Origin of the sequence: Sodalis sp. (in: enterobacteria), from assembly GCF_047607725.1 — a bacterium.
In the GTDB taxonomy this organism is placed as follows: Bacteria; Pseudomonadota; Gammaproteobacteria; order Enterobacterales; family Enterobacteriaceae; genus JBLKSS01.
This window is the reverse complement of record NZ_JBLKSS010000129.1, coordinates 1-25,726: the sequence shown is the minus strand read 5'-3', so window position 1 is coordinate 25,726 and position 25,726 is coordinate 1. Positions and strand designations below refer to the sequence as shown.

The 25,726-nt window shown below is 54.5% G+C and carries 20 protein-coding genes, 1 tRNA gene and 8 pseudogenes; 15 read left to right on the top strand and 14 right to left on the bottom strand.

Features of this window, described 5'->3' with window-relative positions:
- Positions 1–31 precede the first annotated feature (31 nt).
- Together ACMX3H_RS11890 and ACMX3H_RS11885 are read right to left on the bottom strand one after the other, a co-directional pair.
- Positions 32–487 (bottom strand): tail fiber assembly protein, encoded by a 456-nt coding sequence (locus ACMX3H_RS11890; RefSeq protein ID WP_415210983.1) that lies wholly within the window; start codon positions 485–487, stop codon positions 32–34.
- Positions 487–786, bottom strand: a complete 300-nt coding sequence (locus ACMX3H_RS11885) for a hypothetical protein (RefSeq protein ID WP_415210982.1) — start codon at positions 784–786, stop codon at positions 487–489. The genes ACMX3H_RS11890 and ACMX3H_RS11885 overlap by 1 nt, the downstream gene beginning before the upstream one ends.
- 256 nt (positions 787–1,042) lie before the next feature.
- Between ACMX3H_RS11885 and ACMX3H_RS11880 the strand changes: the two are divergent.
- Positions 1,043–1,633 (top strand): annotated as a pseudogene (locus ACMX3H_RS11880) (recombinase family protein).
- 63 nt (positions 1,634–1,696) lie between these two features.
- On the opposite strand, the gene ACMX3H_RS11875 reads toward ACMX3H_RS11880, so the two are convergent.
- Positions 1,697–1,981 carry a hypothetical protein gene (locus tag ACMX3H_RS11875; RefSeq protein WP_415210981.1) on the bottom strand — a complete coding sequence of 95 codons (285 nt, stop codon included), beginning with the start codon at positions 1,979–1,981 and terminating at the stop codon, positions 1,697–1,699.
- A complete protein-coding gene (locus ACMX3H_RS11870; RefSeq protein ID WP_415210985.1) occupies positions 1,908–2,240 on the bottom strand; it encodes a carbapenam-3-carboxylate synthase domain-containing protein in 333 nt (110 codons plus the stop codon). The genes ACMX3H_RS11875 and ACMX3H_RS11870 overlap by 74 nt, the downstream gene beginning before the upstream one ends.
- A 484-nt stretch (positions 2,241–2,724) precedes the next feature.
- On the opposite strand from ACMX3H_RS11870, the gene ACMX3H_RS11865 reads away from it, so the two are divergent.
- Positions 2,725–3,558: an endonuclease/exonuclease/phosphatase family protein gene (locus ACMX3H_RS11865; protein ID WP_415210980.1), complete on the top strand. Its 834-nt coding sequence runs from the start codon at positions 2,725–2,727 to the stop codon at positions 3,556–3,558.
- Positions 3,559–3,698: 140 nt separating this feature from the next.
- Here the strand turns inward: ACMX3H_RS11865 and mltD are convergent.
- Both mltD and gloB read right to left on the bottom strand, forming a co-directional pair.
- Positions 3,699–5,079 (bottom strand): annotated as a pseudogene (gene mltD, locus ACMX3H_RS11860) (murein transglycosylase D).
- A gap of 79 nt (positions 5,080–5,158) precedes the next feature.
- Entirely contained in the window at positions 5,159–5,911 is a 753-nt protein-coding gene (gene gloB, locus ACMX3H_RS11855; protein WP_415210979.1) for a hydroxyacylglutathione hydrolase, read from the bottom strand.
- Between the two features lie 45 nt (positions 5,912–5,956).
- Between gloB and ACMX3H_RS11850 the strand changes: the two genes are divergently transcribed.
- Entirely contained in the window at positions 5,957–6,694 is a 738-nt protein-coding gene (locus ACMX3H_RS11850; protein WP_415210978.1) for a class I SAM-dependent methyltransferase, read from the top strand.
- Between the two features lie 7 nt (positions 6,695–6,701).
- Here ACMX3H_RS11850 and rnhA read toward each other — a convergent pair whose 3' ends face one another.
- A complete protein-coding gene (gene rnhA / locus ACMX3H_RS11845; RefSeq protein WP_025423302.1) occupies positions 6,702–7,193 on the bottom strand; it encodes a ribonuclease HI in 492 nt (163 codons plus the stop codon).
- 53 nt (positions 7,194–7,246) lie between these two features.
- Between rnhA and dnaQ the strand changes: the two genes are divergently transcribed.
- The 3 genes from dnaQ (at position 7,247) to puuE (ending at position 9,635) form a co-directional block, all read left to right on the top strand.
- A complete protein-coding gene (gene dnaQ / locus ACMX3H_RS11840) occupies positions 7,247–8,005 on the top strand; it encodes a DNA polymerase III subunit epsilon (protein WP_415210977.1) in 759 nt (252 codons plus the stop codon).
- Between the two features lie 135 nt (positions 8,006–8,140).
- A tRNA-Asp gene (locus tag ACMX3H_RS11835) sits at positions 8,141–8,217 on the top strand.
- Positions 8,218–8,657: 440 nt separating this feature from the next.
- The gene (gene puuE / locus ACMX3H_RS11830; protein ID WP_415210976.1) at positions 8,658–9,635 is read left to right on the top strand and encodes an allantoinase PuuE; all 978 of its coding nucleotides are present in this window, start codon (positions 8,658–8,660) and stop codon (positions 9,633–9,635) included.
- Between the two features lie 136 nt (positions 9,636–9,771).
- On the opposite strand, the pseudogene ACMX3H_RS11825 reads toward puuE, so the two are convergent.
- Positions 9,772–10,397 (bottom strand): annotated as a pseudogene (locus tag ACMX3H_RS11825) (amidohydrolase).
- Positions 10,385–11,543, bottom strand: a pseudogene (locus ACMX3H_RS11820) (pyridoxal phosphate-dependent aminotransferase). The pseudogenes ACMX3H_RS11825 and ACMX3H_RS11820 overlap by 13 nt, the downstream one beginning before the upstream one ends.
- A gap of 204 nt (positions 11,544–11,747) precedes the next feature.
- Here ACMX3H_RS11820 and ACMX3H_RS11815 point away from each other — a divergent pair.
- From ACMX3H_RS11815 to ACMX3H_RS11805, 3 genes and pseudogenes are all read left to right on the top strand, one after another.
- Entirely contained in the window at positions 11,748–12,332 is a 585-nt protein-coding gene (locus ACMX3H_RS11815; RefSeq protein WP_415210984.1) for a YceI family protein, read from the top strand.
- 375 nt (positions 12,333–12,707) lie between these two features.
- A complete protein-coding gene (gene lpcA, locus ACMX3H_RS11810) occupies positions 12,708–13,292 on the top strand; it encodes a D-sedoheptulose 7-phosphate isomerase (protein WP_415210975.1) in 585 nt (194 codons plus the stop codon).
- Positions 13,293–13,325: 33 nt separating this feature from the next.
- Positions 13,326–14,094 (top strand): annotated as a pseudogene (locus tag ACMX3H_RS11805) (class II glutamine amidotransferase).
- On the opposite strand, the pseudogene ACMX3H_RS11800 reads toward ACMX3H_RS11805, so the two are convergent.
- Positions 14,065–14,787, bottom strand: a pseudogene (locus tag ACMX3H_RS11800) (L,D-transpeptidase family protein). The pseudogenes ACMX3H_RS11805 and ACMX3H_RS11800 overlap by 30 nt on opposite strands.
- Before the next feature lie 174 nt (positions 14,788–14,961).
- Between ACMX3H_RS11800 and dinB the strand changes: the two are divergent.
- Positions 14,962–16,041: a DNA polymerase IV gene (gene dinB / locus ACMX3H_RS11795; protein WP_415210974.1), complete on the top strand. Its 1,080-nt coding sequence runs from the start codon at positions 14,962–14,964 to the stop codon at positions 16,039–16,041.
- A gap of 159 nt (positions 16,042–16,200) precedes the next feature.
- Here dinB and pepD read toward each other — a convergent pair whose 3' ends face one another.
- Positions 16,201–17,661, bottom strand: a complete 1,461-nt coding sequence (gene pepD, locus ACMX3H_RS11790) for a beta-Ala-His dipeptidase (RefSeq protein WP_415210973.1) — start codon at positions 17,659–17,661, stop codon at positions 16,201–16,203.
- Positions 17,662–17,888: 227 nt separating this feature from the next.
- Here pepD and gpt point away from each other — a divergent pair, with 227 nt between their 5' ends.
- The 5 genes and pseudogenes from gpt to proA all read left to right on the top strand — a co-directional run bounded on the left by gpt (position 17,889) and on the right by proA (position 22,859).
- Positions 17,889–18,353, top strand: coding sequence for a xanthine phosphoribosyltransferase (gpt, locus tag ACMX3H_RS11785; RefSeq protein WP_415210972.1), 465 nt, complete (start codon positions 17,889–17,891; stop codon positions 18,351–18,353).
- A 314-nt stretch (positions 18,354–18,667) separates the two neighbouring features.
- Positions 18,668–19,912: an esterase FrsA gene (frsA, locus tag ACMX3H_RS11780; protein WP_415210971.1), complete on the top strand. Its 1,245-nt coding sequence runs from the start codon at positions 18,668–18,670 to the stop codon at positions 19,910–19,912.
- Positions 19,913–19,986: 74 nt separating this feature from the next.
- Positions 19,987–20,377 (top strand): annotated as a pseudogene (crl, locus tag ACMX3H_RS11775) (sigma factor-binding protein Crl).
- Positions 20,378–20,492: 115 nt separating this feature from the next.
- Positions 20,493–21,596, top strand: coding sequence for a glutamate 5-kinase (gene proB, locus ACMX3H_RS11770; protein WP_415210970.1), 1,104 nt, complete (start codon positions 20,493–20,495; stop codon positions 21,594–21,596).
- Positions 21,597–21,605: 9 nt separating this feature from the next.
- Positions 21,606–22,859 carry a glutamate-5-semialdehyde dehydrogenase gene (gene proA / locus ACMX3H_RS11765; protein ID WP_415210969.1) on the top strand — a complete coding sequence of 418 codons (1,254 nt, stop codon included), beginning with the start codon at positions 21,606–21,608 and terminating at the stop codon, positions 22,857–22,859.
- Positions 22,860–23,781: 922 nt separating this feature from the next.
- Here proA and ACMX3H_RS11760 read toward each other — a convergent pair.
- From ACMX3H_RS11760 to ACMX3H_RS11750, 3 genes and pseudogenes are all read right to left on the bottom strand, one after another.
- Positions 23,782–24,477: a helix-turn-helix transcriptional regulator gene (locus ACMX3H_RS11760; RefSeq protein WP_415210968.1), complete on the bottom strand. Its 696-nt coding sequence runs from the start codon at positions 24,475–24,477 to the stop codon at positions 23,782–23,784.
- An 878-nt stretch (positions 24,478–25,355) separates the two neighbouring features.
- A pseudogene (locus ACMX3H_RS11755) lies at positions 25,356–25,589 on the bottom strand (helix-turn-helix transcriptional regulator); the annotation flags it as partial.
- A 27-nt stretch (positions 25,590–25,616) separates the two neighbouring features.
- Positions 25,617–25,726: transposase domain-containing protein (locus ACMX3H_RS11750; protein ID WP_415209556.1), on the bottom strand; the 110-nt coding region annotated here is incomplete at its 5' end.

The following is a 25,726-nucleotide window of genomic DNA, read 5'->3' as shown; positions in this document are numbered from 1 at the left end:
AGCAAGGAGTAGCCAGCACAGGAAAAATAGACTAAAACCGAGTCAGAAGATGAGCGAACACGTGATCGAATATCACTGGAATGGGTGATCGGAAAATATCGGAATAACTGATCGGATGTCGCCGGAACAGATGATCGGATACGTCGGAATTTGCACCCCTAAGTTCATCTGCTGTATAAACACGTGGAACAACCTCACCATCGATAAAACACCATTTTCGGTTAGGTGCTGCTTCATCGGGCCATTTTGAAACTTCTGCCATGCTGCACCCCTCGGGACAGAAGCCACTGATATCGTAGCCCATTGAGCGTATGATGCCGTTGGCTTCATACTCGACTTTCATCGTATCGGGCTGAAATAACTTCTGGCTCTCATACCAGTCCTGACCGTCTTCCGAGATAAGAAAAATCGCCCCAACAGCCTGTTCTAAGCATTTTTTATCGACAGCATCAGGGTGATAGCGTTTGAAATTTTTAATATTTTTCATCACATAAACCACACATTTATCCAGTTACCGTTAATGTTTTTTTGTATGAGACGGCGCTGAATGTAATCCACATAAGCATCACCATTACCGTTATACACACCAGTAATCACATAATGAGGCTCATCTGCTGGTTCCGGTCCCTTCCATATCTGAAACTCTTGCATATGCCCCAATCGAATATCTTTTACGAACGTGGTATTGATATAATCCCAGGTAGCACGGCCATTTGTTACATGATCAGCATGTTGCCAAGCATTGCTTTGCGCTTCATTTGCACGTGCGGTAATCCAAGCGCTCAAAGAGCACCACCCCAGACTGGGCCTGTCACATCACCATTTTCATGATAAACAGCGGTTCTTCCGCCCCATGAAACGGTTAAATTTTGCCCAAAAGTGACACCTCCGTTGACGGTTCCCCCCATACGTTTATTCAGTGCGTTTTTTGCACAATCTATCGTTTCCAATAAACCAAGGTTTTCTTAAATCGTGAATTTGGCTAAAATTTTGACCAAAACCAGCGATGACAAGGCTTTCAGAAGGCGAAGAAAGGGCGAAAATGGCAAAAATAGGCTATATGAGGGTGTCAAAAAATGACCAAAACACCGATTTATAGCGAAAATCACTCATTTGTGCAAATTGTGACCAGATTTTTGAGGATAAAATAAGCGGAAAAGTCGACCAGAGACCCGGCTTAAAACGTGCATTAAACGCATTAAAATCGGGTGACACTTTGGTGGTCTGGAAGCTGGATAGGTTGGGTCGTAGCATTAAACATTTGATTACTTTAATATCCAAACTTGAAGATGAAGGCATTCATTTTTATAGTTTGACTGATTCTATCGACACCTCTTCGTCAGCCTGTCGTTTTTTCTTTCATGTGATGAGTGCGTTGGCGCAAATGGAGCGGGAGTTGATTGTTGAGCGTACTCAGGCAGGTTTGGTAGCAGCGAGAAGCAGAGGACGTATCGGCGGTAGACCTTGCTCATTATCTTCTGCACAGCAAGAGCAGGCTAAAAAATTACTTGAGTCCGGTCATAGTAGAAAACAGCTTGCATTACTGTATGGCGTTTCATTGACCAGCATCTATAAATATTGTCACGTTGATCGTACCACTCGAACAAACCAAAGTGCTTCCGATGAAAAATAACAGTGTAATTTCGTTGCACTGATGGAAACAAAAGTAGCCTGCCATTTATCGCACGTTTTGGCTTCAAATATCGCACGCCGCATCAGGCATTTTTGCCGGACGCAACAATTGTCGGCTCTCGCAGACCTCACAGTCGGCATTGCTAAAGCGAAATACGTTAAGCGTTCCTGGTAGAATGCGCTGGATATGACAGCCTACGCTCGGGGCCGTTTCGCTCCCCTGCGGGTCGTGCTGGATATCACTGTCATGTAGCGCGCTGATAAGTTTTAGTTTATCAGTAATCCAACGATCGCCGGCGTTGACCAAATAAACAGGATTTTGACCGCGGGCATCGGTCAGCAGCGTCAAGGTGCCATTGCGATCCTCGATAAAGAAGGCAAAAGTCGCCCTCGGCAAGACCAAGCGCGGCCGAGCCCAATTGCGTGCTAAGCTGGTAGAGTACTTCTGCCCCGTTAACGACCGGTACGCCACCGGTAAAGTGCGTCGCCAGATGGTGAAGCAGGCGCTTGTTACGCAGCGATCCAATGAGATAGGCGCTACCGGTCGCAAAGCGATAACTCTGCACCGGCGTTTTGCGGCCGGTAAACAGGCAACCGTTGCGCAGCATTTCGATATTGCCGCTGCAGCAATGCGCCAATAGACTTTATTGATATTACCATGAATAATGCAAAAGCCGTTGTCCACCATCTCTCAATTCCTCTTGATTATGCTATCGATTGCAGCGTGTTGCCGGCTGCTCGACTTTTAAACTCTTACGATAAACAAGTTTGGCAGTAATGAATACTGGACTATAGTGCAGTACTTGACGACGGCACGCCTCGCTCCCGGCTGATCAAGCCAGAATACAGGGAGACAGGCGGGGCGAGAACGCCCACAGCGCCGCCTCCGTCGCAGCCGGCGGTCCCGTCCAAGGCAGGGGCGCTTTTGTGATATACTGTGTGGGGCGGGTCAATATGTCATGGCCCCACATTGAATTTGCCGGGCCGAGAGCTTATAAAAGCATATGGTGGTCAGGTGTCTGTGGACTAAAACCGCGGGAATCAACTCAAACACCGCCACAGGCGCAAAACTTAGTTGAATAGGCGGTAACCGTGCCAAAAAAAACATATGCCGTCAGGTATGTCGCGGGCCAGCCAGTCGAGCGTATCTTTCCACCTCTTGCTTCTGGCCAGTTAGGTCAGGCGCTATCGGCGGGAGAACCTTTGCCAGGCTCGCGTATTTTGCGGGTGATGGTATGGAATATCTATAAACAGCAGCGCGCCAATTGGTTGTCGGTACTGCAAGGGTTTGGTAAAGATGCCCAGTTGGTCCTGCTACAGGAAGCGCAGAGCACACCTGAGCTGGTCCGATTCGCTACCTCCCATTATTTGGCTGCGGACCAGGTTCCCGCATTGATTTTTCCGCAGCATCCGTCGGGGGTCATGACCCTTTCCGCCGCGCATCCGGTCTACTGCTGTCCGCTGCGCGAGCGCGAGCCCCTGTTGCGATTAGCCAAGTCGGCTCTGGTCACCGTATATCCCATCTATAACGGGCAACTGCTGATGGTGGTTAATATCCACGCGGTGAATTTCAGCCTGGGCATTGATGTGTACAGTAAACAGCTCGATCCCATTGGTGAGCAGATCCGTAATCATAGCGGTCCGGTTATTATGGCGGGGGATTTCAATGCCTGGAGCCGGCAGCGTATGCTGGCGCTCTGCCGGTTCGCAGAACGGATGGGGCTGGGCGAGGTGCGGTTTGTCGACGATCAGCGCAAGCGGGCATTTGGCCGGCCACTGGATTTTGTCTTTTACCGCGATATGAACGTCTGCGAGGCGTCGGTGCTGGTAACCGAGGCTTCAGACCATAATCCCTTGCTGGTCGAATTCGAACCTGCTCCGCGGCGCCGGCGGCGGCGCAAATTGTCGGTATCGATCGGGAGATAAACTACGCTGCCGATACCGGGACATAAAAAAAGCAGACGTTAAAACGTCGGCTTTTTGTTTCGCTGGCTCTAGCGCTAACCGTTCGGATACAGCTCACCGTCGTCTAACATCGCCGCGGGTAGGGTGTAGCCAGCGGCACATCAGGAGTCCGTGGACTTGCCGCTAACGAACAGTGTCAGCTTAAGCCCCGGCTGCAGGTTGTTGGCATTGTCCAACGCATCGTTCCAGCGCATGACGTCCTTGATATCGACGCCGTGCCGGCGGGCGATGTGCTCGCCAGAGAATCCCCTTTGCGTACCTGATAGGTGATGCTGTTGTTGTTGGCAATCTGCATCGAACCGCTGCCGACTTTCAGCGTTTGGCCCACCTTCAGGCTGCGTGCACTGCGCAGGTTATTCCATTTCTGCAAATCAGCGGTTTTAACGTTCAACCGCTTTGCGATGCCGGATTAAGGTATCACCGGCACGCACCTCATAGCTGCCGCTGCCGAGGTTGTTATCCGCCAACTGCGTGGACTGTACCGCCGCAATATCGCCTTGCGCCAGCGAGGTGCGCAGCTGCGAAGCATGCGCCTTGGGCAGCATGATATAATGCGGCCCGTTTGGCGCCGTCACGTTGCGCTTGTAGCCGGTGTTAAAGCTTTTCAGCTTGGTCAGCGATAGGCCGGACATTTCCGCCGCCTGCGTCAGGCCGATTTGCTGGCCGACTTCTTACCCGCGCCAGCGCGCGTGGTGCATTCGATTTGGGCAACGCGATGCCAAATTGTTTGCTATTCTTAATGAGGTTGCTGAGCACAAGCATCTTCGGAACATAAATGGTGGTTTCACGCGGCAGCGCCAACGACCAGAAGTCGGTGGGGCGCCCTTTGGCCTTATTATGCTTGATGGCCTGCATAATACGACCTTCACCGCTGTTATAGGCGGCGATAGTCAACAACCAGTCGCCGTCGAACATACGGTTAAGCCGCTGCATCATATCCAGCGCCACGGTGGTGGACGCCACCACATCACGGCGACCGTCATACCATTGGTTCTGCTTCAGGCCGTAATTCTTGCTTGTCTGGGGAACTATCTGCCAAAGGCCAGCCGCGTTGGAGGCGGATATTGCCTTCGGGTCAAAAGCGCTCTCCACTATGGGTAGCAGTACTAGTTCCATCGACATTTTACGTTGCTTAATCTGCTCGACTATCCAGTACATGTACGGCTCTGCCCGTAATGTTACATCGTGGAGATAGCTCTTCTGTTTCAAATAACGCTTTTGTTGCTCGCGGACCCGGGCGTTATCCGGTATCTGCATCTTCAGCTCGTCGCCAATGAAATTCCACAAATCGCCTTGCGGCAGGCTGTTGTTAATATCTTGCCATCGTGCGATACCCGCTCGATCATCTGTGTACTTTCCCGCTTCACCTTGACCTGCCGAAGAAACACTCTGTGCATGCTGTTCGGGGGGTGGCGTATCCTGCCTGGACGCCTGACACTTCACCAGCAAGACCGAGGCGAATAAGATCGCATGAGTCTTCATCTGTATGTCAAAAAAATAGCCGCTTACTTAAAAGACAAACAATGATACTTTGAAGGCTGGGACATTACAACTAAAACCTTTAGAAATGATCCTTCTTCTCGCGTAATGCCGCAAAAACACGCCATTCCTCGCCGGAAGCGGGGTGAACGTTTAATTTGTTTTGTAAATCAATGTTATGGCAACGTAAGAAAAGATTAATTTGACGCTCTAAATACAGCGTTGTGGGCAGGCTGTGCTGATTTTTCAGACGTAACTCATTAATTTCACGTTGATAACCTGTGATAACGCTATCTTGAGGCAATAGGGCGGCGGCGAAGTCCAAATTGCTTGAAGTATACTCATGAGCGGCGCAGATCAGGGTATCGGGGGGAAGCTGATTAACCTTCTGAAAAGACTCGTACATTTGCTTGGGCGTGCCCTCAAAAAGCCGCCCGCAACCTGCGGAAAAAACCGTGTCGCCGCTAAAAAGCCAAGGTGCGCCGTAAAATCCGATATGTCCGAGTGTATGACCGGGCAATGCCAGTATGCTGAAGGTGTGGTCCAGTAATGTCAGGGTATCGCCTTCATTAACAATCCGGGTAGCGCCCTTGGCGCAGGTTTCCTCCGGGCCATAGACCGGCACCGGGAAATGCCGCAGTAGCTCGGCGACGCCGCCCACATGGTCATGATGATGATGGGTCAATAAAATAGCGACAGGGGTTAAGTGGCGGTCGGCAAGCGCTTGTAACACCGGCGCCGCCTCGCCCGGATCGACCACCAGGCATTGGCTGTCGTCATTGTGTAAAAGCCAAATGTAATTATCCGCCAGTGCGGGAATGCTGATAAGATTCATTGTTAACCTCGTTATTTCTCTATGGCCCTTAGAAGATAGACAAACATGAAACCAGCGCAAAGTAACAAGACTATTGTGGCGCCTGCCTCATGGGACGATATTCCCTGCGGGGCTTACTATCGTCAGGCGCTAGAGCAGGGTTTAAAAGCGTGGTGGTCTAAACTGTTCGGGTTTTATTTACTCAAAATCGGCGCGTTGAGCGCGGATCTGGATACCGGCGATTGTGCGATTTTCCACCAGGTCAATGTGGGACTCGAGGGCGAACGTTTGCACGTTATCGCCGATCCTTACCAACTGCCGTTCGCCAATAAGTCGGCAGACGCGTGCTTACTGGCTCATACCTTATCCTATACCGGCGACCCGCACCGCCTGCTGCGGGAGGTCGATCGGGTACTCATTGATGACGGCTGGCTCATCATCACGACGTTCAACCCGGTGAGCATGCTGAGGCTGGGTAAAATCTGCCCGATCCTTTTTCGCCGCCAGCCGTACAGAAGTCGAATGTATACGCAGATGCGGCTGTTGGATTGGCTGGGGGTGCTTAATTTCGAGGTGTTGCACCGTACCCATCTGCAGGTGTTGCCATGGCGACGCCAAGGGGGACGGCTACTCAGCACCCATTTCCCCGCTATTGGTTGCCTGAGCCTGATAGTCGCGCGCAAGCGCACGTTTCCCCTCAGCCTGAAGCCGCTGAAAAACAAAGCGTCCACGCGGGGATTGCGGCGGCCGGTAAACGCCACCACCCGCAGTTGCCGGCAGCTGCATTCCTGGAAAGAAGAGTGAAGCCGCTCTAATCCGCTCGGCCGCCGCCCGTTTGCGCTTCCACCCGATAGCCGATGTCTTCCAACGCCGGATGGCCGGCGGCGGTGCGCGCCAGTTCGTCACAGCGTTCGTTTTCCGGATGGCCCGCATGGCCCTTCACCCAATCCCAGCGCAGGGTATGAGGCTGAATGGCCGCGTCCAGGCGCTGCCATAAATCGACGTTTTTCACCGGTTTCTTCTCGGCGGTTTTCCAGCCGCGTTTTTTCCAGTTATGAATCCATTGGGTGATCCCTTGGCGGACGTACTGGCTGTCGGTGCTGAGCACGACCTCGCAGGCGTCTGTCAGCGCTTCCAGCGCCACGATGGCCGCCATCAACTCCATGCGGTTGTTGGTGGTCAGGCGATAACCGGCGCTGAAGGTTTTTTCATGCTGTTTATAGCGCAATATAGCGCCATAGCCGCCGGGGCCGGGATTGCCCAGGCATGAACCGTCGGTGAAAATTTCAACCTGTTTGCGCATCTCTGGTAAACTTGCTCCATGTTAAAAGCCCAAGTCTGGCATAAACGAGCATTATGAGCACTGACATTACGCGACAGATTGTTCTGGATACTGAAACCACCGGCATGAACAAGTTGGGTGTCCACTACGAAGGACACCGAATTATCGAAATCGGCGCGGTGGAGGTCATTAATCGCCGCTTGACCGGCCGGCACTTCCACGTCTATCTAAAACCGGACCGGCTGGTAGACCCCGAAGCGTTCAATGTCCACGGCATCAGCGACGAGTTTCTGGCGGATAAACCGACGTTTGCCGACGTGGCGGATGAATTCTTACAGTTTATTCGCGGTGGGGAATTGGTCATTCATAACGCCCCCTTCGATATCGGCTTTATGGACTATGAGTTTGCGATGCTTAATCGCGGTATCGCTAAAACCGACACCTTTTGCAAGGTGACGGATAGTCTGCTGCTGGCGCGCAAAATGTTCCCCGGTAAGCGCAATAGTCTGGACGCGTTGTGTGACCGCTATCTGATCGATAACAGTAAGCGTACCCTTCACGGCGCTTTGCTCGACGCCGAAATCCTGGCGGACGTTTTCTTGCTGATGACCGGAGGCCAGACCGCCATGCGTTTTGCGATGGAAGGGGAGCAGGAGCAGCGCGAAGTGGGCGACACCGTGCAAATTCAGCGGGTGCAGCGCGCCCAGACGTCGCTGAAGATCGTTTACGCCAGCGATGAGGAAGCCGTGGCCCACGAGCAGCGGTTGGATCTGGTGCAGAAAAAGGGCGGCAGCTGTCTGTGGCGGGAAGAGAGCCCTGCACAAAGCGAGTAAAATCATTCCGTCAGGTCAAAATGAACGCTGGGTGCTGCATTTATCAGCAAACGATTTTGCGGCGCATGAAAAGCATTGACGTTACTCGGTCGTGACTTTACTATTCGCCTCGCTTTCCCGACAAAGCACAAGTGCGGTGCGGTAGTTCAGTCGGTTAGAATACCGGCCTGTCACGCCGGGGATCGCGGGTTCGAGTCCCGTCCGCACCGCCAACCATTCAAAAACCCCGTGTTTCCCAAAGCACGGGGTTTTGTCTTTTCTGGCGTGGGGAACATATCTTCGCGCACTGTCTCTGTCTCGATTTTATTTAGGTCTACGTCTTGGTCAAGGTCAAGGCTTTGTTCTAGCCTCCGTCGCGCGGCGCAAACGCAAACTGTGGCGTATCGGGTATTCGCTCGGTTGCTACGCGGGGCAGTGTTCACCCTAATTTTTTTGCGGTTCAGATGGCGGCAGTGACGTTGCATGGAACGCATGAGCGGGAGGATGCCGGTCATCGTTAAGGTGCGCACGGCGCTGAATTCATCGCGTCAATACAGGGTTTCGGCCTTATCGCCAGCGGTGAAAACAATCGCGATTTTCCGACACAAAAAGAACTAACCCCGCGCGTTATAGGACTAAACTAAAACACCGGCTCACAAAAAAGGAACTGACAATGAGTGACGCGACCGAGAACAAAAGTTTCGCTTTCAACGCCAATTACCCGCGCGATCTTATCGGTTATGCCGGAAAGCCCCCGCATGCCGGCTGGCCTGGGCAGGCACGTATCGCGGTGCAATTTGTCCTGAATTATGAAGAAGGGGCCGAAAGTCATGTTCTGCATGGGGACGCGGGTTCCGAACAGTTTCTTTCCGATATCATTGGCGCCGCCAGTTATCCAGAAAGACACATGTCGATGGATTCGCTATATGAGTACGGCTCCCGGGCCGGTTTTTGGCGAATCCACCAGGAATTCAGCCGCCGCGGTCTGCCGTTGACGGTCTTTGGCGTAGCCATGGCGCTGGCGCGCAATCCGGCGGCGGTGGAGGCCATTAAGGCGGCTGACTATGATGTGGTCAGCCACGGCTGGCGCTGGCTGCATTATCAGGGCGTCGACGCTAAAACCGAACGGCAGCATATGCAGCAGGCGGTAAACGTGTTGACGCAACTGTTTGGTACACCGCCGCTGGGTTGGTATACCGGCCACGACAGCCCTAACACCCGGCGGTTGGTGGTTGAGCAGGAGGGCTTCCAATACGACAGCGATTATTACGGCGACGATCTGCCGTTTTGGACGCAGGTAACCCGGCAGGACGGCACGGTAAAACCGCATTTGATCATCCCCTATACGCTGGAGGCAAACGATATGCGTTTCACCACGCCCCAGGGATTCAACAGCGGTGAGCAGTTCTTCACCTATCTGCGGGACAGCTTCGACGTGCTCTACGCCGAGGGGGAGACGTCACCGAAGATGCTTTCCATCGGCATGCACGGCCGGATTTTGGGCCGTCCGGGACGCTTTCGCGCGCTACAGCGGTTTCTCGATTATATTCAGCAGCACGAATGGGTATGGATTTGCCGTCGCCAGGATATCGCCGATCACTGGATCGCCCACCATCCCTACCAGGAAGCGCCCCCGGAGCAGGAAGGATAACGATAAAGCGCGCCCCGCTACTAAGGCAACACACCGGCGCAGGCGCTCTCCCATGCTTTTAGCAAGCTGACATGAACGGCCAGGTCTGGAAGGCGCGACCGGCGGACGGCTTGCCGGTGCGTTAGCGCGCAGCGGGTTACGGTTTCAGGCTGAAACGGTCAGCATCGCGCCAAGCTGGAAACGTTTCGCGGTATTGGCCCAGCGTCGCCAGCGACAGGCGGGCCTGCAGGCAGGCCGCCGCGCCCGGGTCAGCCTGCGCCATTACCGTTCCCTGGGGGTCAATGATCAGGCTATTGCCGCTATAATTATGCTGATTGCGCGACCACAGCGGGAAGCGCAGGCCATAACAGACCTGCGGTAAAATGCGCCCGCCGCGCCAGGCCACCACCACCCGTTCCTGGCCGGCCTGATAATGGCGATGCTCGTCGGCCATTCTGAACAGATGACGTTTATCATAGCGGTACGTCGCCCCGTCGGGCTGCACCAGTAAGAAACGATTCACCGCGCCAGCCGGGGTGGCGATGGCCGCGCTGCCGACTACCATCGCGCCGCACCCATTGCGCCAGCCATTCCACCACGCGCTTTTCTGGCAGAGCATTGCCGGCTGCTTCCATGGCGAAACCGGTGGTAAACATTTCCGGCAGCACAATCAAATCCTGGTCGTCGATCGGCGCCAGCAGTCGGTCAAAGTGGGCCAGGTTCGCCTCGCCGTCCATCCAGACCAGCGGCTGCTGTAGCCAGACTCAGCGCTAAAGTCGACATAAGCGCTCCGCGGCGGCGTCCAGCGTCTGATCGCCTTTGGCGAAGCACAGGCGGATCAATTTATGCAGGAAGGGGGCGGCGCAGAACACCGATAGCGGAATAGCGGCCACGCCGACATGGGTGGTGAGCCACTGACAAAAGGTCACGTCGTCTTTATCGGAAAGGGCGCTGTAATCCGCCAGCAGGAAATAGGTGCCTTCACAGGGCAGCAGCTTCAGCCGGCTGGGCGCCAGCGTCTGTACCAGGTGGTCGCGCTGCTGGCGGTAGAACGTCGGAAACGTCTGCCAGTGCGCCGGCTCCTGGCGAAGCATATCGGCGAGAGCCAGCAGCGCGGGCGTATTGACCGCAAAGGTCAGATATTGATGAATTTTGCGCACCTCGGCGCTCAGGGCCGGCGCCACCACGCAGTAGCCGACCTTCCAACCGGTCATATGGTAAGTTTTGCCGAAAGAGGAGACGGCGATGGCGTGCTGGCGCAGGCCGTCATGCGCCAGCACGCTCTGATGGCCGCCGGGGGCAAAACAGATATGTTCGTAGACTTCATCGCTCAACACATAGATTTCCCGCGCGGCGATGGCCTGCCACAGCTGCTGGAAATCGTCCGCCTGCCAGACGCTGGCCGAGGGGTTATACGGCGTGTTGAGGATAACCAGTCGGGTGCGGTCGCTCAGTATTTCGCCGAACTGCGCCCAGTCAACGCGAAACGCCGGCGGCTGCAGCGCGATGCGGCGCGTTACGCCGCCGGCCAGTTCGACCGCCGGCCCGTAGCTGTCATAGCTGGGATCGAAACAGATCACTTCATCCCCAAGGGCGCACCAGCGCGCTGATGGCGGCAAACAGCGCCTCGGTCGCGCCGGCGGTGACCGTCACCTCGGCCTCGGCGTCGGGACGCCAGCCGTAAAGCTCTGCCGTTTTATCGGCGATGGCCTCACGCAGCGGCGCAACGCCGGTCATAGGGGCATATTGATTGGCGCCCTGGCTGACGTGCCAGGCCAGCCGGGATTTCAAATAGTCGGGACCGTCAAAATCGGGAAAACCCTGGGACAAGTTGATCGCCTGATGGCGTTGCGCCAGCGCCCTCATCTGGGTAAAGATGGTGGTGCCCAGCGCTGGGAGTTTACTTTGCGGGATAAGCGGGGTACTCATGGCTAATATGACTCCTGATAGCCAGATTTTGAGCCAATATAACATGCTGCCGATAATTGACAATCAAGACGTGTAAACAGCTAAATGTCCGCCGCTACCTTGGTCAAAATTATTGAAGATAGTCAACAAATATATTCAGTGACAATCCCTATCGAAAGCCTTCATGATGAAGGTCCTTTCGGCAATATGACGGACAGAATTGGCATGATTACGATGAAAAAGACGTTGTTACCGCTGGCTATCGGGCTGCTGTTGGCTTCGGGTATCGCCCAGGCAAAAACGGAAACCTACCATCTGGATCCCAATCATACTTCGCTGGTGTTCTCGTGGAATCATTTCGAATTTTCCAACCCCACCGCCAACTTTTCCGCTATTACCGGTACCATTGTGCTGGATGATGCGGCTATCACGAATGCCAAAGTGGATGTCACCATTCCGGTTAAAACCGTGGATACCCATGTGCAGGCGCTGAACGATGAATTCAAAGGCACGGAATATTTTGATCAGAAACAGTACCCCAACGCGACCTTTCACAGCACCAAAATCGTCAGCAAAGGCGATAATCGTTATCAGGCCTTTGGCGATTTGACCATTAAGGGCATCAGCCGTCCGGTGATATTGGATGCGGTGCTGAATAAGCAGGGCGAGCATCCTATGGCCAAAAAAGCCGCCGTGGGTTTCAATGCCACCACCACCATCAAGCGTTCAGAATTTAAAATGGGGCAGTTCGTGCCCAACGTCAGCGATGACATCACCATCAGCATTTCGACGGAAGCGCTGGTCAAATAATAGCGCGCGCCGCCCATGCCGCCCCGCCTCCTCGTGACGCGGGGCTTTTTTTTCTGCCCAGAGCCTAACCCGCGGCGCAAGATCCCGCGACCGAGCCGGGGCCTCAGCATTCAACGAAAACGGTGGGTTGGCCCTGTTACCGCGTTAGACGATGAAGGCGGTGGATCCCCTATCTGCTTCTGTCGCACTATGCGCCATGACCATGTCCTCTCGGCACCATTATTCTGTACAATTATCAATAGACTTATTATCTATCTATTTTATGAAATAGCGCAAAACCACGACCTGAACGGCGCTTCTCGCGATAGGGGCATTCCGGTAAACTGCAGCCGGAAAATTTCATCCATTCGCCAGCCTTGATTGAGGGACGACCCCATGTATCAGGATTTGATCCGCAACGAACTTAACGAAGCCCTGCAAACGCTGCAAAATTTCCTTAGCGACGAGCGCCATATCCAGTCTATTGAAGACGCGGCCAAATTGATTGCCGATACCTTTAAAGCCGGCGGAAAAGTGCTTTCCTGCGGCAACGGCGGTTCCCACTGCGACGCGATGCATTTTGCAGAAGAATTAACCGGCCGCTATCGCGAAAATCGCCCGGGCTATCCCGCTATCGCCATTTCCGACCCCAGTCATCTCTCCTGCGTGAGCAACGATTTCGGCTATGAGCAAGTCTTCTCGCGTTATGTTGAAGCGGTGGGCAACCAGGGCGATGTTCTGGTCGGTATTTCCACCTCCGGCAACTCGGCGAATATCATCCGCGCCATTGACGCCGCGCGCGCCAAAGGGATGCGGGTTATCGTCCTTACCGGCAAAGAGGGCGGCAAAATGGCCGGCAGCGCAGATGTAGAAATCCGCGTCCCCCATTTAGGCTATGCCGATCGCATCCAGGAAATCCATATCAAGGCCATTCATATTCTGATACTGCTCATCGAGAAAGAAATGGCGGCGCAGGGGTAACCCAGACCGGCAGGGGATCGACAGGAGAGGGGCATGTGTAAATTACTCGGCATGAGCGCTAATGTACCAATGGATATTTGTTTCAGTTTTTCCGGCCTGGTGCTGCGCGGCGGCGGGACCGGACCGCATAAGGACGGCTGGGCAATCATTTTTTACGAAGGACTGGGCTTGCCGTACATTCAAGGATCCGTTGCCCAGTATCGACTCGCCCATCGCCCGTCTGGTGCAGGATTATCCTATCAAATCCTGCGTGGTGGTCTCCCATATTCGCCAGGCTAATCGTGGCAGGGTGGCGCTGGAGAATACCCACCCGTTTACCTGCGAACTCTGAGGCCGCCACTGGACCTTTGCCCACAATGGCCAGTTGCGTGGCTATCGGACGCTGAAAACCGGCAATTTTCGTCCGGTGGGGCAGACCGATAGCGAGCAGGCGTTTTGCTGGCTGCTGGCGCGCCTGGCGGAACACTATCCGCAAACGCCGCGCCACTGGCCGTCGGTGTTTCGCTATATTGCCGGTTTAGCGGATTCGCTGCGGCAAAAAGGGATTTTCAATATGCTGCTGTCCGACGGCTGTTACGTCATGGGTTATTGTTCAAGTAACCTGTATTGGATAACCCGGCGCGCGCCGTTCGGGAAAGCCACGCTGCTTGATCAGGATGTGGAAATCGATTTCCAAAAGCAGACCACGCCTAATGACGTGGTCACGGTGATAGCCACCCAGCCGCTGACCGGCAACGAAACCTGGCAGCGAGTAGCGCCGGGGGAATGGGTATTATTCCGGCTTGGCGAGCACGAATTGTGACACGACCGGCCCGCCGCTTTGCAGCATCAGCGGCGCGCTTATCACATACTGGCCGTTGACTACCGACACCGCAGGCGGCTGATGATGTTCAGCGAAATAGGCGTAGCCGGGCTGCAGCTGGCTCCAGAATTTATAATTGGCCGAATAGTGGTGGCGCTGCATATTTGCCGGCGTCATACGGAACGGAAAAATATTAATTTTTACCTGCACCTAGCCATTTAGCAACGCATCTTCCACATAGCGATAAATTTCCACGATAGAGGTATCGGTCATGGCATAGCAGCCGATAGAGCGGCAATCGCCGTGAATCATCAGCTTAGCGCCCGAATAACCCTGTGCCCGATCGTAGTCATTGGGTAAACCTATATTAATATCGCGATAATAATTACTGTTGTGATTCAGATTACGGTTATCAATGGCGTAAAAGCCCTCCGGGCCCATGAAATCACCTTCGCGCCGTTTCGGACCCAGACCGCCGGAAAACTTGCAAATTTGAAAGCTGTCCACCAGATGGTAGGCGTTGCCCATCTTGGCATAAAGTTCCAATATGCGCTCTTCTTTAAAGACCTGAATAAATACAGGTGAGCCTAATAATTGTTGCTTAAGTTCCTGGCCGACTTTTGCCTGATCGCTGGCGTAGCCGTACGCCGGGAATAAAAAAAGCATTGCCAACAGCAGCGCGAATCTGCGCATTGTCATTCCTGTTTTATCAAAATAAATGAGCGGCCGGCGACGAACGTGACCGGCGGGTCTGTCAACTGCCCGTGGGCAATCAGCGATAAGATATCACTGCGTATTATTTTATCAAGATACGTTTTGTATAGATGAGAATCATTACTGTATACTTGTACAGGTTAAGGGGGCCGGATGCGTAAAATCATACATGTCGATATGGACTGCTTTTTTGCCGCGGTCGAAATGCGCGATAATCCGCACCTGCACGACATCCCGCTGGCGATCGGCGGCAGCGCCGATCGCCGCGGCGTCATCAGTACCGCCAATTATCCGGCGCGGCGCTATGGCGTGCATAGCGCCATGTCCACCGCCATGGCGTTAAAACTCTGCCCCCATCTGACAGTGATCCCCGGCCGTATGGCGGTGTATAAAGAGGCCTCGGATCATATTCGTTCCATTTTCGCCCGCTATACGTCGCTCATCGAGCCGCTGTCGCTGGATGAGGCGTTTATGGACGTCACCGACAGCGATTGCTGCAATGGTTCCGCCACCCTGATGGCGCGCGCCATCCGCCAGGAGATTGCCGATGAGCTGCGGCTAACGGCCTCGGCGGGCGTGGCGCCGGTTAAGTTTTTAGCGAAAATCGCCTCCAATCTCAATAAACCCAACGGCCAATATGTCATTACCCCTGCCGCCATGCCGGCCTTCTTGCTGCAACTGCCGCTGGCGAAGATCCCGGGTGTCGGCAAGGTGACCGCCAAAAAACTCGGCGAGATGGGGCTTGTAACCTGCGCCGACGTGCAGCAATTCGATTTGGCGACGCTACTGCGCCAATTTGGCAAATTCGGCCGGGTGATTTGGGAACGCTCGCACGGCATTGATGAACGGCAAGTGTCCGCCGACCGGCTGCGCAAGTCGGTGGGCGTCGAACGTACCCTGGCGCAGGATATTATCCGCTGGGAGGCGTGCGAGAAGATTATCGACCATCTTTACCCCGAGCTGGAGCGGCGCCTCGCCCGGGTGCGTCCCGATCTGCAGATCGCCCGTCAAGGTATCAAACTTAAGTTCGCCGATTTTCAGCAGACGACGCAAGAGCATGTTTGGCCGCGGCTTAATAAAACGGACCTGATAGCCGTCGCGCGTCAGACCTGGGAACAGCGCCGCGGCGATCGCGGCGTACGGCTGGTGGGATTACATGTCACATTAATGGATCCGCAGCTAGAACGCCAATTGCTGCTGAATTGGGAAGAGGAGTGGAACTCTCACCCTTAGGCCCGTAGCGGCCAATGGCCACACGCCTCAGACACGGGCGGTGAAAACATCACGACTTGACCAATACGCGGGTCGCTCTTGGCGTCGGGGCCGGCGGGCTGATGGGCTGCGTAAAAGATAGCGTCCCGGCGCCGGCTACAAGGCCAGCGCCGGTCTGCTTCACTCCTTGACGGGGATCGCTTTTAGCAGCGCGGTCAGCAGCATCCAGTATTGGCCAACGCTCGCGATATGCACTTGTTCATCTGGCGAATGCGGGCCGGTAATGGTCGGCCCGATGGAGACCATATCCATATCGGGGTAAGGTTTTTTAAACAGCCCGCATTCCAGACCCGCATGGATGACCTGAATATTTGGCGTTTTGTTAAACAGCTGCCGATAGGTATCGCGCACCACATGCATCACCAGCGAGTTGGCGTCCGGTTTCCATCCGGGATAGCTCCCCTTGGCAACCGTAGTGGCGCCGGCCAGCCGCCCCAGCGCATGCAGCATCCCTTCCACCTGCAGCTTGCCGCTGTCGATAAGCGAACGGATCAGGCAGCGGATTTCGGCTTTGTCGGCGTCCATCGACACCACGCCGACGTTCAACGATGTTTCCACGACGCCTTTCACGTCATCACTCATGCGAATAACGCCGTTCGGCATCGCATGGAGCAACGCGATAAGCCGGTCGCCGCAGGCTTTGGTCAGCGCCTGCCCGTCGTACTGGCTGTCGCTGACGTCCAGCACCGGTTTTTTCTCGACCGCCGCCAATTCGCTCCCGATAATCGCCAGATAGGCGCGCGCCTGGGCGCGTAGGGTGTCGACGTTCTCACGCGGCAGCGCCAGGGTAGCGAACGCTTCGCGCGGAATGGCGTTGCGCAGCGTTCCGTCGTTCAGATCCAGCAGACGAATGTCCAGCGTAGCGCAAAAATCCGCCAGGAAGCGGGCCAGCAGCTTATTGGCGTTGCCGAGCCCCAGATGGATATCGCTGCCGGAGTGGCCGCCTTTTAAATCTGTCAAGGCCACCCGCACCTTGTGATAACCGGCCGGCACCGTTTCGCGGCTGAGCGGCAGCTGGGTTTTGAAGTCAACTCCGCCGGCACAGCCCATATAGATTTCGCCTTCCTCTTCGGAGTCGGTATTGATGAGGATCTCGCTCTGCAGCCAGCCGGGCTGCAGGCCGAAAGCGCCTTCCATCCCGGTTTCTTCGGTCATGGTCAGCAGCACTTCCAGCGGACCATGCTCCACGCTGTCGTCGGCCAGCACTGCCAGCGCCGACGCCATGCCGATACCGTTATCGGCGCCGAGCGTCGTGCCGCGCGCTTTGACCCATTCGCCGTCTATCCAGGGTTGAATGGGATCTTGGGTGAAATCATGAGTGGTATCGCTGTTTTTCTGCGGCACCATGTCCAGGTGCGCCTGCATCGCCACCGGACGGCGATTTTCATAACCCGGCGTCGCCGGCTTGTGAATCAGGATATTGCCCACCTGGTCGCGTTCAGCGAACAGGCCCTTTCCCTGCGCCCACTGTAGGATATGCGTGGCCAGCGCTTCCTCATGGTAGGACGGGTGTGGGATTGTGCAAATGTTGGCGAAGATATCCCACAGCGGCTGGGGCGTAAGTTGAGACAATTCAGACACGATAAAAAACTCCTGTGATATCGTAAAAACCGCGCGGGCGGCGGTGCGCGGCCAGCGGCGGAGCAACCCGAGTCAACCCAGAATACCACTTTACTTTACCAGAGGGTGAAACTGAGGTTAAAAAGGGGGAGGTACTGGTATTTAGACGGCTGCGTCTCTATAATCCCGCGCAACCTTTTTCCCCCTGAGACTTTTTAAGCCGACCCAAGCCGGCTGGGACTGAATTTATGAGCGAAAAATACGTCGTCACCTGGGACATGTTGCAAATCCATGCGCGTACCATGGCCAAACGCCTGCTGCCCGCTGAACAATGGAAAGGGATTATCGCGGTCAGCCGCGGCGGTCTGGTGCCGGGCGCATTGCTGGCCCGCGAGCTGGGCATCCGCCATGTGGATACCGTATGCATCGCCAGCTATGATCACGACAATCAGCGCGATTTGAACGTGTTAAAACGCGCGGAAGGGGACGGCGAGGGGTTTATCGTGGTTGACGATCTGGTGGACACTGGCGGTACCGCCAAAGCGATTCGCGAGCGAGCGAGGATGTACCCCAAGGCGCATTTTGTCACCATTTTCGCCAAACCGGCCGGCCGGCCGCTGGTGGATGATTACATCATCATTCCACAAAATACCTGGATCGAGCAGCCCTGGGATATGGGCGTGGTGTTTGTGCCGCCGCTGGCGGGCAAATAGTCCTTCTGCCGCCACGGGGGCGCACAGGCGCGCAAAGCGTTCGCCTGCCACCGGTGGCGGCTAAATAGTTTATATGCCGCTTCAGGCCGGTTTACGGCCGCGGATGGCCTGCGCCGCGACGGCCGCATGATGCGTTAGCGCAGTGGTCGCTTGGACGTCCGGGCTCATTGCTGCCACGGTATTCCCTTATGCGGCGACAATCACCGTTTTCCTGACGCCCGGCACCGCCGGGCGTTTGTTTTTTGCTGGCTGAATGGTTAACCTTGCAGGCATCGTTCTGGCATTCCAGAACCCGTCTTTGGAGACGATGCTCAATGGCAGCAGGAAACAATCTGAGCGAAACCCTATTCAAACCCTCGGTCAAACACCGCGAAACCTCCACGCTGGTGGCCCGGGTCCATCACGGCGGGCAAAAAAGCATAATGTCGGCGCTGGACTGCGCCAATCCCGGCAACTGGTACCGGTTAATCAACCGCCTGATGTGGATTTGGCGCGGCATCAACCCATGGGAAATAGAAGAAGTGCTGGCGCGTATCGCCGCCAGTCGCGCGCCCTACACCGACGACCGGCTGCTGGATACCGTGATCGGCTATCGCGGCGGCAACTGGATCTACGAATGGTCGCACCAGGGCATGGTCTGGCAGCAGCGCGCTATGGAGAACGTTGACGGCGCTACTGCGGCGCACGACTGGCTGCAGGCGGCGCGCTTTTACAGCATCACCAGCTATCCGCATTTGAAAGGGGATATGCTGGCGGAGCAGGCGCAGACGCTGGCCAACCACGCCTGGGAAGAGGCGGCCAAGCACCTGCCGCATGAAATCAAGCAGCTGGAATTCCCGGTCAGCGGCGGCGGCAATGTTACCGGTTTCTTGCATCTGCCGCCGACGGGGCGAGCGCCTTATCCAACGGTGTTGGTGTGCGGCAGTCTGGATATGCTGCAAAACGATACCTATCGGCTGTTTCACGACTACTTCGCGCCCGCTGGTCTGGCGATGTTGACCATCGATATGCCCTCGATCGGCTTCTCCGCCAAATGGAAACTCAGTCAGGACACCAGTTTTCTCCATCAGCAGGTATTGCGCGGCCTGGCATCCGTTCCCTGGGTTGACTCGCGCCGCGTTAGCGCTTTCGGCTTCCGCTTTGGCGCCAATATTGCGGTCAGAATCGCCTACCTTGAACCGCAGCGGCTCAGGGGCGTCGCCTGCCTCGGTCCGGTCGTGCATGCGTTACTGACCGACGGCGAACGTCAGGATAGGGCGCCGAACATATCTCTCGATGTACTGACGAGCCGCATCGGCATGGCGGGGGTCGCTGATGGCGCGTTGAAAACCGAGCTCAAGAGTTACTCCCTTAAAGTGCAGGGCCTGCTCGGCAGCAGTTGTCCTACTCCGGTTATGGCGGGCTGCTGGCCCGACGACCCCTTTAGCCCGCCGGCCGAGGCGCAGCTGATTGTCTCCTCTTCGCGGGCGGGAAAGCTGTTGCCGATAAAGGAATCGCCGCTGTACCGCAATTTCCATCTGGCATTAGCGGAGATCAGCCGCTGGCTGAAAACAATTTGAAACGTTAATTATAGCACTACCGTTTGTTTGCTCTTTAAGGTGAACAATAAGCAAAGTGAGGTTGAGGTTATAGCATGGCGTTAGTGAGTGGGCATCCCCGGGGCAAAGTGTTGAAAGGCTTTACCGCCCTCGGCCCGTATATCCGTGAAGGTCAGTGCAGCGACAACCATTTTTTCTTCGACTGTCTCGCCGTATGCATCAATATGCAGCCCGCGCCTGAGAAACGTGAGTTTTGGGGCTGGTGGATCAATTTGGAAGCGTTATACCTATACCTACCATTTCGGGAAATTTGACAAAGAAGGCAAATGGACCGAGAGCGAATTCAGCGACCAGGAAGTCATCGATAAACTGGAGAGTTCACTGCGCGCCTTTCATACCCGTCTGCGCGCCTATATCGCAACGATGAATATGAAGCTGGAGCCTGCCGACGCGTTTAAAGAACAGCCATTCAGTCTAACCGCCTGATTTTCCGCTCCTGCTTTCTCATTCGTTTCGCGCTATGCTGGCAGGCATAGCGCTTGATCCCCTCGGCGGTAGGCAACCTTTAAGTCAATCAACATCCTTAACGGCAGATATCGTTATGAACAGCAGCCAGACCCTGGTGGTAAAATTAGGCACCAGTGTCCTTACCAGCGGTTCGCGCCGGCTTAATCGCGCGCACATTGTCGAACTGGTGCGCCAATGTGCTCCGCTGCACGCCGCCGGACACCGAATTATCATCGTCACCTCCGGCGCCATCGCCGCCAGACGGGAGTACCTTAATTATCCCGACCTGCCCGCCACCATCGCCTCTAAGCAGCTACTGGAGGCGGTAGGGCAGAGCCGCTTGATTCAGTTTTGGGAGCAGCTGTTTTCCCTCTACAATATCCATATCGGCCAAATGTTGCTGACCCGCGCCGATATGGAAGATCGCGAACGCTTTCTCAACGCCCGCGACACGCTGCGCGCCCTGCTGGATAACGGCATCGTGCCGGTGATTAATGAAAATGATGCGGTCGCCACCGCTGAAATCAGAGTGGGCAACAACGATAATCTTTCGGCGCTGGTGGCGATCCTCGCCGACGCTGACAAGTTGCTGCTGCTAACCGATCAGCCGGGGCTGTTTTCCGCCGATCCACGCACCCACCCCGACGCCGAGCTGATTCGCGAAGTCGAAGGCATCAATGACGCGCTGCGCAAAATGGCCGGCGGCAGCGTCTCCGGCCTCGGTACCGGCGGCATGGCAACCAAATTGCAGGCGGCGGAAGTCGCCAACCGCGCGGGAATCGAAGTCGTGATTGCGGCCGGCGGCAAACCGGGCGTGATTGGCGATGTTATGGTGGGTGAATCGGTAGGCACCCGTTTCCATGGGCAAAAAATGCCGCTGGAGAGCTGCAAACGCTGGCTGTTCGGCCCGCCGCCGGCGGGGGACATCACCGTCGATGATGGCGCGCAAAAAGCGATATTACAGCGCGGCGGCTCGCTGTTGCCCAAAGGGATCCTGGCGGTGGAAGGTGATTTTTCCCGCGGGATTGTGGTGCGTATCCTCAGCTCCGACGGCCGCGATATCGCCCATGGCGTCAGCCGCTATAACAGCGATGCCCTGCGCATGATTGCCGGTCAACATTCCCAGGACATCAGTGATATTCTGGGCTATGAATATGGGCCGGTGGTCATCCACCGCGACGATATGATTTTATGTTAAGGAACGCACATGCTTGAGCAAATGGGCAAAGCGGCGAAACAGGCTTCGTGGCAGCTGGCGGTATTGACCAGCGCCCAGAAGGATCGGGCGCTGGAGGCGATTGCCGACAGTCTGGAGGCCAATAGCCAAAGCATTCTTGACGCCAACGTGCAAGATATGGCTGAGGCGCGCCGCAACGGCCTGAGCGATGCACTGCTGGATCGCCTGCTTTTGAACCCGGCGCGCCTTAGTGCTATCGCCGCGGACGTGCGACAGGTGTGCCGCCTTACCGATCTGGTGGGCCAGGTTATTGGGGGCCAGCGGTTGGACAGCGGGCTGTCGCTGGAGCGCCGCCGGGTTCCGCTCGGCGTGGTGGGCGTGATTTATGAAGCTCGCCCCAACGTGACCGTTGATGTTGCGGCGCTGTGCTTGAAAACCGGCAACGCGGTGATTTTACGCGGTGGTAAGGAAACGTACCGCACCAATGCCGCTATGGTAAAGGTGATACAGCTGGCGCTGACGGGCTGCGGCCTGCCTGCCAGCGCGGTGCAGGCCATCGAAAACCCGGATCGCGCGCTGGTCAACGCGCTGCTGTGCCTGGATCGCTATGTCGATATGCTGATCCCTCGCGGCGGCGCAGGCCTGCACAAGCTGTGCCGTGAACAGTCTACGATTCCGGTTATCACCGGCGGCATCGGCGTTTGCCATATCTATGCCGATGACACTATTGATTTCGAGCAGGCGCTGCCGGTCATTGAAAACGCCAAAGTACAGCACCCCAGCGCCTGTAACTCGCTTGAAACGCTGCTGGTACACCACCGTATCGCTGAACGTTTTCTGCCGCGTCTGAGCCGCCATATGCATGCGCTGGGCGTCACGCTACACGCCGATGACAACGCGCGTCACTATCTGGCTGACGGCCCCACGACCTGTGTTGCCGTGACGGAGGCCGATTACCATGACGAATGGCTGTCCCGCGACTTAAATGTCAAGCTGGTGGGCGGCCTCGACCAGGTGGTGGAACATATCCGTCATTACGGCACCCAGCATTCCGACGCTATTCTGACCCAATCGATTCAGGCGGCGGAACGCTTCGTGCGCGAAGTGGACTCATCGGCGGTCTATGTCAATGCCAGCACCCGTTTTACCGACGGCGGACAGTTTGGCCTTGGCGCGGAAGTGGCGGTCAGCACCCAAAAACTGCACGCCCGCGGGCCAATGGGCCTGGAAGCGTTAACGACTTACAAATGGATCGGCTACGGCGACAACCTCTGCCGGCCCTGAGGGCTGCGGCGGTTTTCGGGCCAACAAACCCGAGTTGGTCGTCCCCCACGTTTGGCGCTGGAAAACGCGCCTGCGATACACCTAATCACTAACAACACCGCCGGGCGGCACGGGCCGCTAGTGCTATCACGGCGGCGAGTCTTTTGTCACGGTAGGGGTCAGGTTGCCTCATGGGGGCAGGATCGGCGCACTAGGAGCAGGATCTGTGGGGCGAAAATGAGTAGGGAACGTGACCCCCGGGTCAATAAGAGGTTATGGCTTATGTCTCCTACTGTTGCCCGAAAGGGGAAAGATGCTGCAATTATCAGCACTTGCACGCGCGCCTATTGACTCTTTTCCCAGTTTTGCATAACGTGTGGACTCAGATTAACGACCGTATGATCATTTTTCCATGCCGATATAGCTCAGTTGGTAGAGCAGCGCATTCGTAATGCGAAGGTCGTAGGTTCGACTTCTATTATCGGAACCATTCAAATCAATAAGTTGCGCTTTTTCGAAGCTTACATGCTGTATCCGCTGCTCAGGTTTAAGCCATAGCGCCTTGTGCTTATGGAAACGATCTTTACTTCATCGAGCTTGTTACAACGGTCGGTAAATGGAATATCCCTCTTTAGTGCTGCCCAATCCGGCTCAAATCGCATCATGGCGGTATGGCTAAAGACGCGGTAAGGGGTAAACGGGTGGCCATGATACCTAGGTTAGTGCTACGGAATGGCCAGCGCAGCGACACTCTATCAGTTTGAATTATGCGATAGGCGCAGGGGGGCTGAAAATGGACGGTCGAAAAGTCATACGGCAATTTCACTGAAATCACCTCTGTCGTCAACGGCGCAGACAAAGACGTGCGATTGTGACCCATTAAGCAACGAAAAAGCCCGCTCTGATAGGGCGGGCTGACAGTGCATTAACTTGTTCATGGGCATTACCAGCAAAAGTTTACGCCTTCTCTGAGGAGTTTTTTAGGTACATAATTATTTAATCCGACGTTGTGGCAATAGTCTATGAGGCCATTTAGGGAATTTACGTTAATTTTATTATAAATATTTAATAGCCTATTTTCTACCGTTCTATGAGAAATTCCTAGCTTAGGCGCAATTTCTTTGGCTGAAATTTTCTGTATGGAGTAGAATATTATCTCTAGTTCTCTTTCTGTAAAAACATCGACGGGAGGTGTAAGGGAAATAAAAGAGGGGATGATGTTCTTAAAAAAGTTGCTTATCGACATAAAATTAAATCTCCTGCCTATAAACAAAGTCTCTAGCGCCATGCTTTCATCATTCAATATAGGGAATTTAGCACAATACCAAGGCTCTAATATCGCATGCCTCGTGAAATAAGATGTTGAGATTATCTCTGCTCCACACCTACTTGATTCGGCTTTTCTATCGTGCGTTTGATATTCAGAGGCCATGGCAGCCCAAGAGCAGGGAAATTCTTGGTCGTATCTTCCTTCATAGTCAAATGTTTGCGGAACATTACACCAGTCCTTTGAGGCTTCATTCATATAGACAAACCTAGAATCATTGCTTTTGATACTCATTGCAATGTCTGAATTTTCCATAAATTTCAGTAAAGGAAAGGTCGTCAGATCGTTAGCTTTAATGGTATTATTTTCCATAATAATTTCCTACTCTTGTGGGCGCGATAAACGTCAGGTAAATAGAAAATATTACATATTTATTCCTAGCAGTAAAGAGTACATCTCCCAAGCTGAGTTTTAGTGTTCATTTTTTATAATTAATTATAAGGGCTGCGTGCCTTCAAATCATGTTATTTACAACGTAAGGGAGATAAGCCATTGTGCTGAGGCAATAATGCTCTGGATCGTAGAGCTAGCTAACGTCAGGCTTCGAGAGTTTGACGAGAAAACCAACCCTATAAGGTGAGACAATACTGAGACATGCAACCGCTCGCAGGCTATTTCGAGTTCAGCATCATGAGACTGGCGATCGCGGAAAAATGTTAGTAAGCTACTGTTTATTATCCATATTAAAAATTCGTATGGGAAGGTTTTTGGATTCGACTCCTGTTATCGTAACTATTCAATTCAACAAGTAACGCTTTTTCGATTCTTGCTTGCTGCTTTTTCAGCAAAGGTTTAAGCCGTAGCGCCTTTTGCTTATGGAAGCGGTCGTAACTTCATCGAGCTTGTTACAGCGACCGGTAAAAGGAATATTTCGCTTTCGTGCCGCCCAACCCAGCTCAAATGGCATCATGGCGGTATGGCTAAAGACGCGGTAAGGGGTAAACAGGCAGCACATGATACATCGGTTATTGCTAAGGAACGGCCGCGCTGCGACACTCTTACCGTTTTAATAATGGGATAGGCGCCGGTTGGGCTGAATATGAGACGGTCAGAAAATCATGCGCCAATTTCAGTGAAATCACTTTTATCGTCAACGGCGCAGGCAAAGACGTGCGATTGTGACCCATTAAGCAACCAAAAAGCCCGCTCTGATAGGGCGGGCTGACAGTGCATTAATTTGTTCATGGGCATTACCAGAAAAAGTTCACGCCTTCTCTGAGGAGTTTTTTGGGTACATAATTATTTAATACGACATGATGGCAATATTCTAGAAGTCCGTTTACTGAGTTGACACCTATCTTTTCATAAATTCTTAGCAATCTGTTCTCCACTGTTCGATGAGAAAGACACAATTTTGGTGCAATGGCTTTTGCCGGCATGCGTTGGATGGCATAAAAAATTATCTCAAGCTCTCTTTCAGTGTAAGCGTACGCCCAGCGCCGTATTGACAGTTATTCAGCAGGGATGGTGAGGTTCCACGGCAGGAGCTCTTTGATTTTGTTGATGGGATGATCCGCGATAATCGCCAGCACATGACGCAGATACGCTTCCGGCTCCACGC

Bases quoted from the DNA above. Each gene is read 5' to 3' on its own strand.
- gloB (WP_415210979.1), bottom strand. From the start codon at position 5,911: ATGAATCTTATCAGCATTCCCGCACTGGCGGATAATTACATTTGGCTT.
- ACMX3H_RS11815 (WP_415210984.1), top strand. From the start codon at position 11,748: ATGATTACGATGAAAAAGACGTTGTTACCGCTGGCTATCGGGCTGCTG.
- ACMX3H_RS11760 (WP_415210968.1), bottom strand. From the start codon at position 24,477: ATGGAAAATAATACCATTAAAGCTAACGATCTGACGACCTTTCCTTTA.
- rnhA (WP_025423302.1), bottom strand. From the start codon at position 7,193: ATGCGCAAACAGGTTGAAATTTTCACCGACGGTTCATGCCTGGGCAAT.
- ACMX3H_RS11890 (WP_415210983.1), bottom strand. From the start codon at position 487: ATGAAAAATATTAAAAATTTCAAACGCTATCACCCTGATGCTGTCGAT.
- gpt (WP_415210972.1), top strand. From the start codon at position 17,889: ATGAGCGAAAAATACGTCGTCACCTGGGACATGTTGCAAATCCATGCG.
- proB (WP_415210970.1), top strand. From the start codon at position 20,493: ATGAACAGCAGCCAGACCCTGGTGGTAAAATTAGGCACCAGTGTCCTT.
- lpcA (WP_415210975.1), top strand. From the start codon at position 12,708: ATGTATCAGGATTTGATCCGCAACGAACTTAACGAAGCCCTGCAAACG.
- puuE (WP_415210976.1), top strand. From the start codon at position 8,658: ATGAGTGACGCGACCGAGAACAAAAGTTTCGCTTTCAACGCCAATTAC.
- ACMX3H_RS11850 (WP_415210978.1), top strand. From the start codon at position 5,957: ATGAAACCAGCGCAAAGTAACAAGACTATTGTGGCGCCTGCCTCATGG.
- frsA (WP_415210971.1), top strand. From the start codon at position 18,668: ATGGCAGCAGGAAACAATCTGAGCGAAACCCTATTCAAACCCTCGGTC.
- ACMX3H_RS11870 (WP_415210985.1), bottom strand. From the start codon at position 2,240: ATGCTGCGCAACGGTTGCCTGTTTACCGGCCGCAAAACGCCGGTGCAG.
- proA (WP_415210969.1), top strand. From the start codon at position 21,606: ATGCTTGAGCAAATGGGCAAAGCGGCGAAACAGGCTTCGTGGCAGCTG.
- dnaQ (WP_415210977.1), top strand. From the start codon at position 7,247: ATGAGCACTGACATTACGCGACAGATTGTTCTGGATACTGAAACCACC.
- dinB (WP_415210974.1), top strand. From the start codon at position 14,962: ATGCGTAAAATCATACATGTCGATATGGACTGCTTTTTTGCCGCGGTC.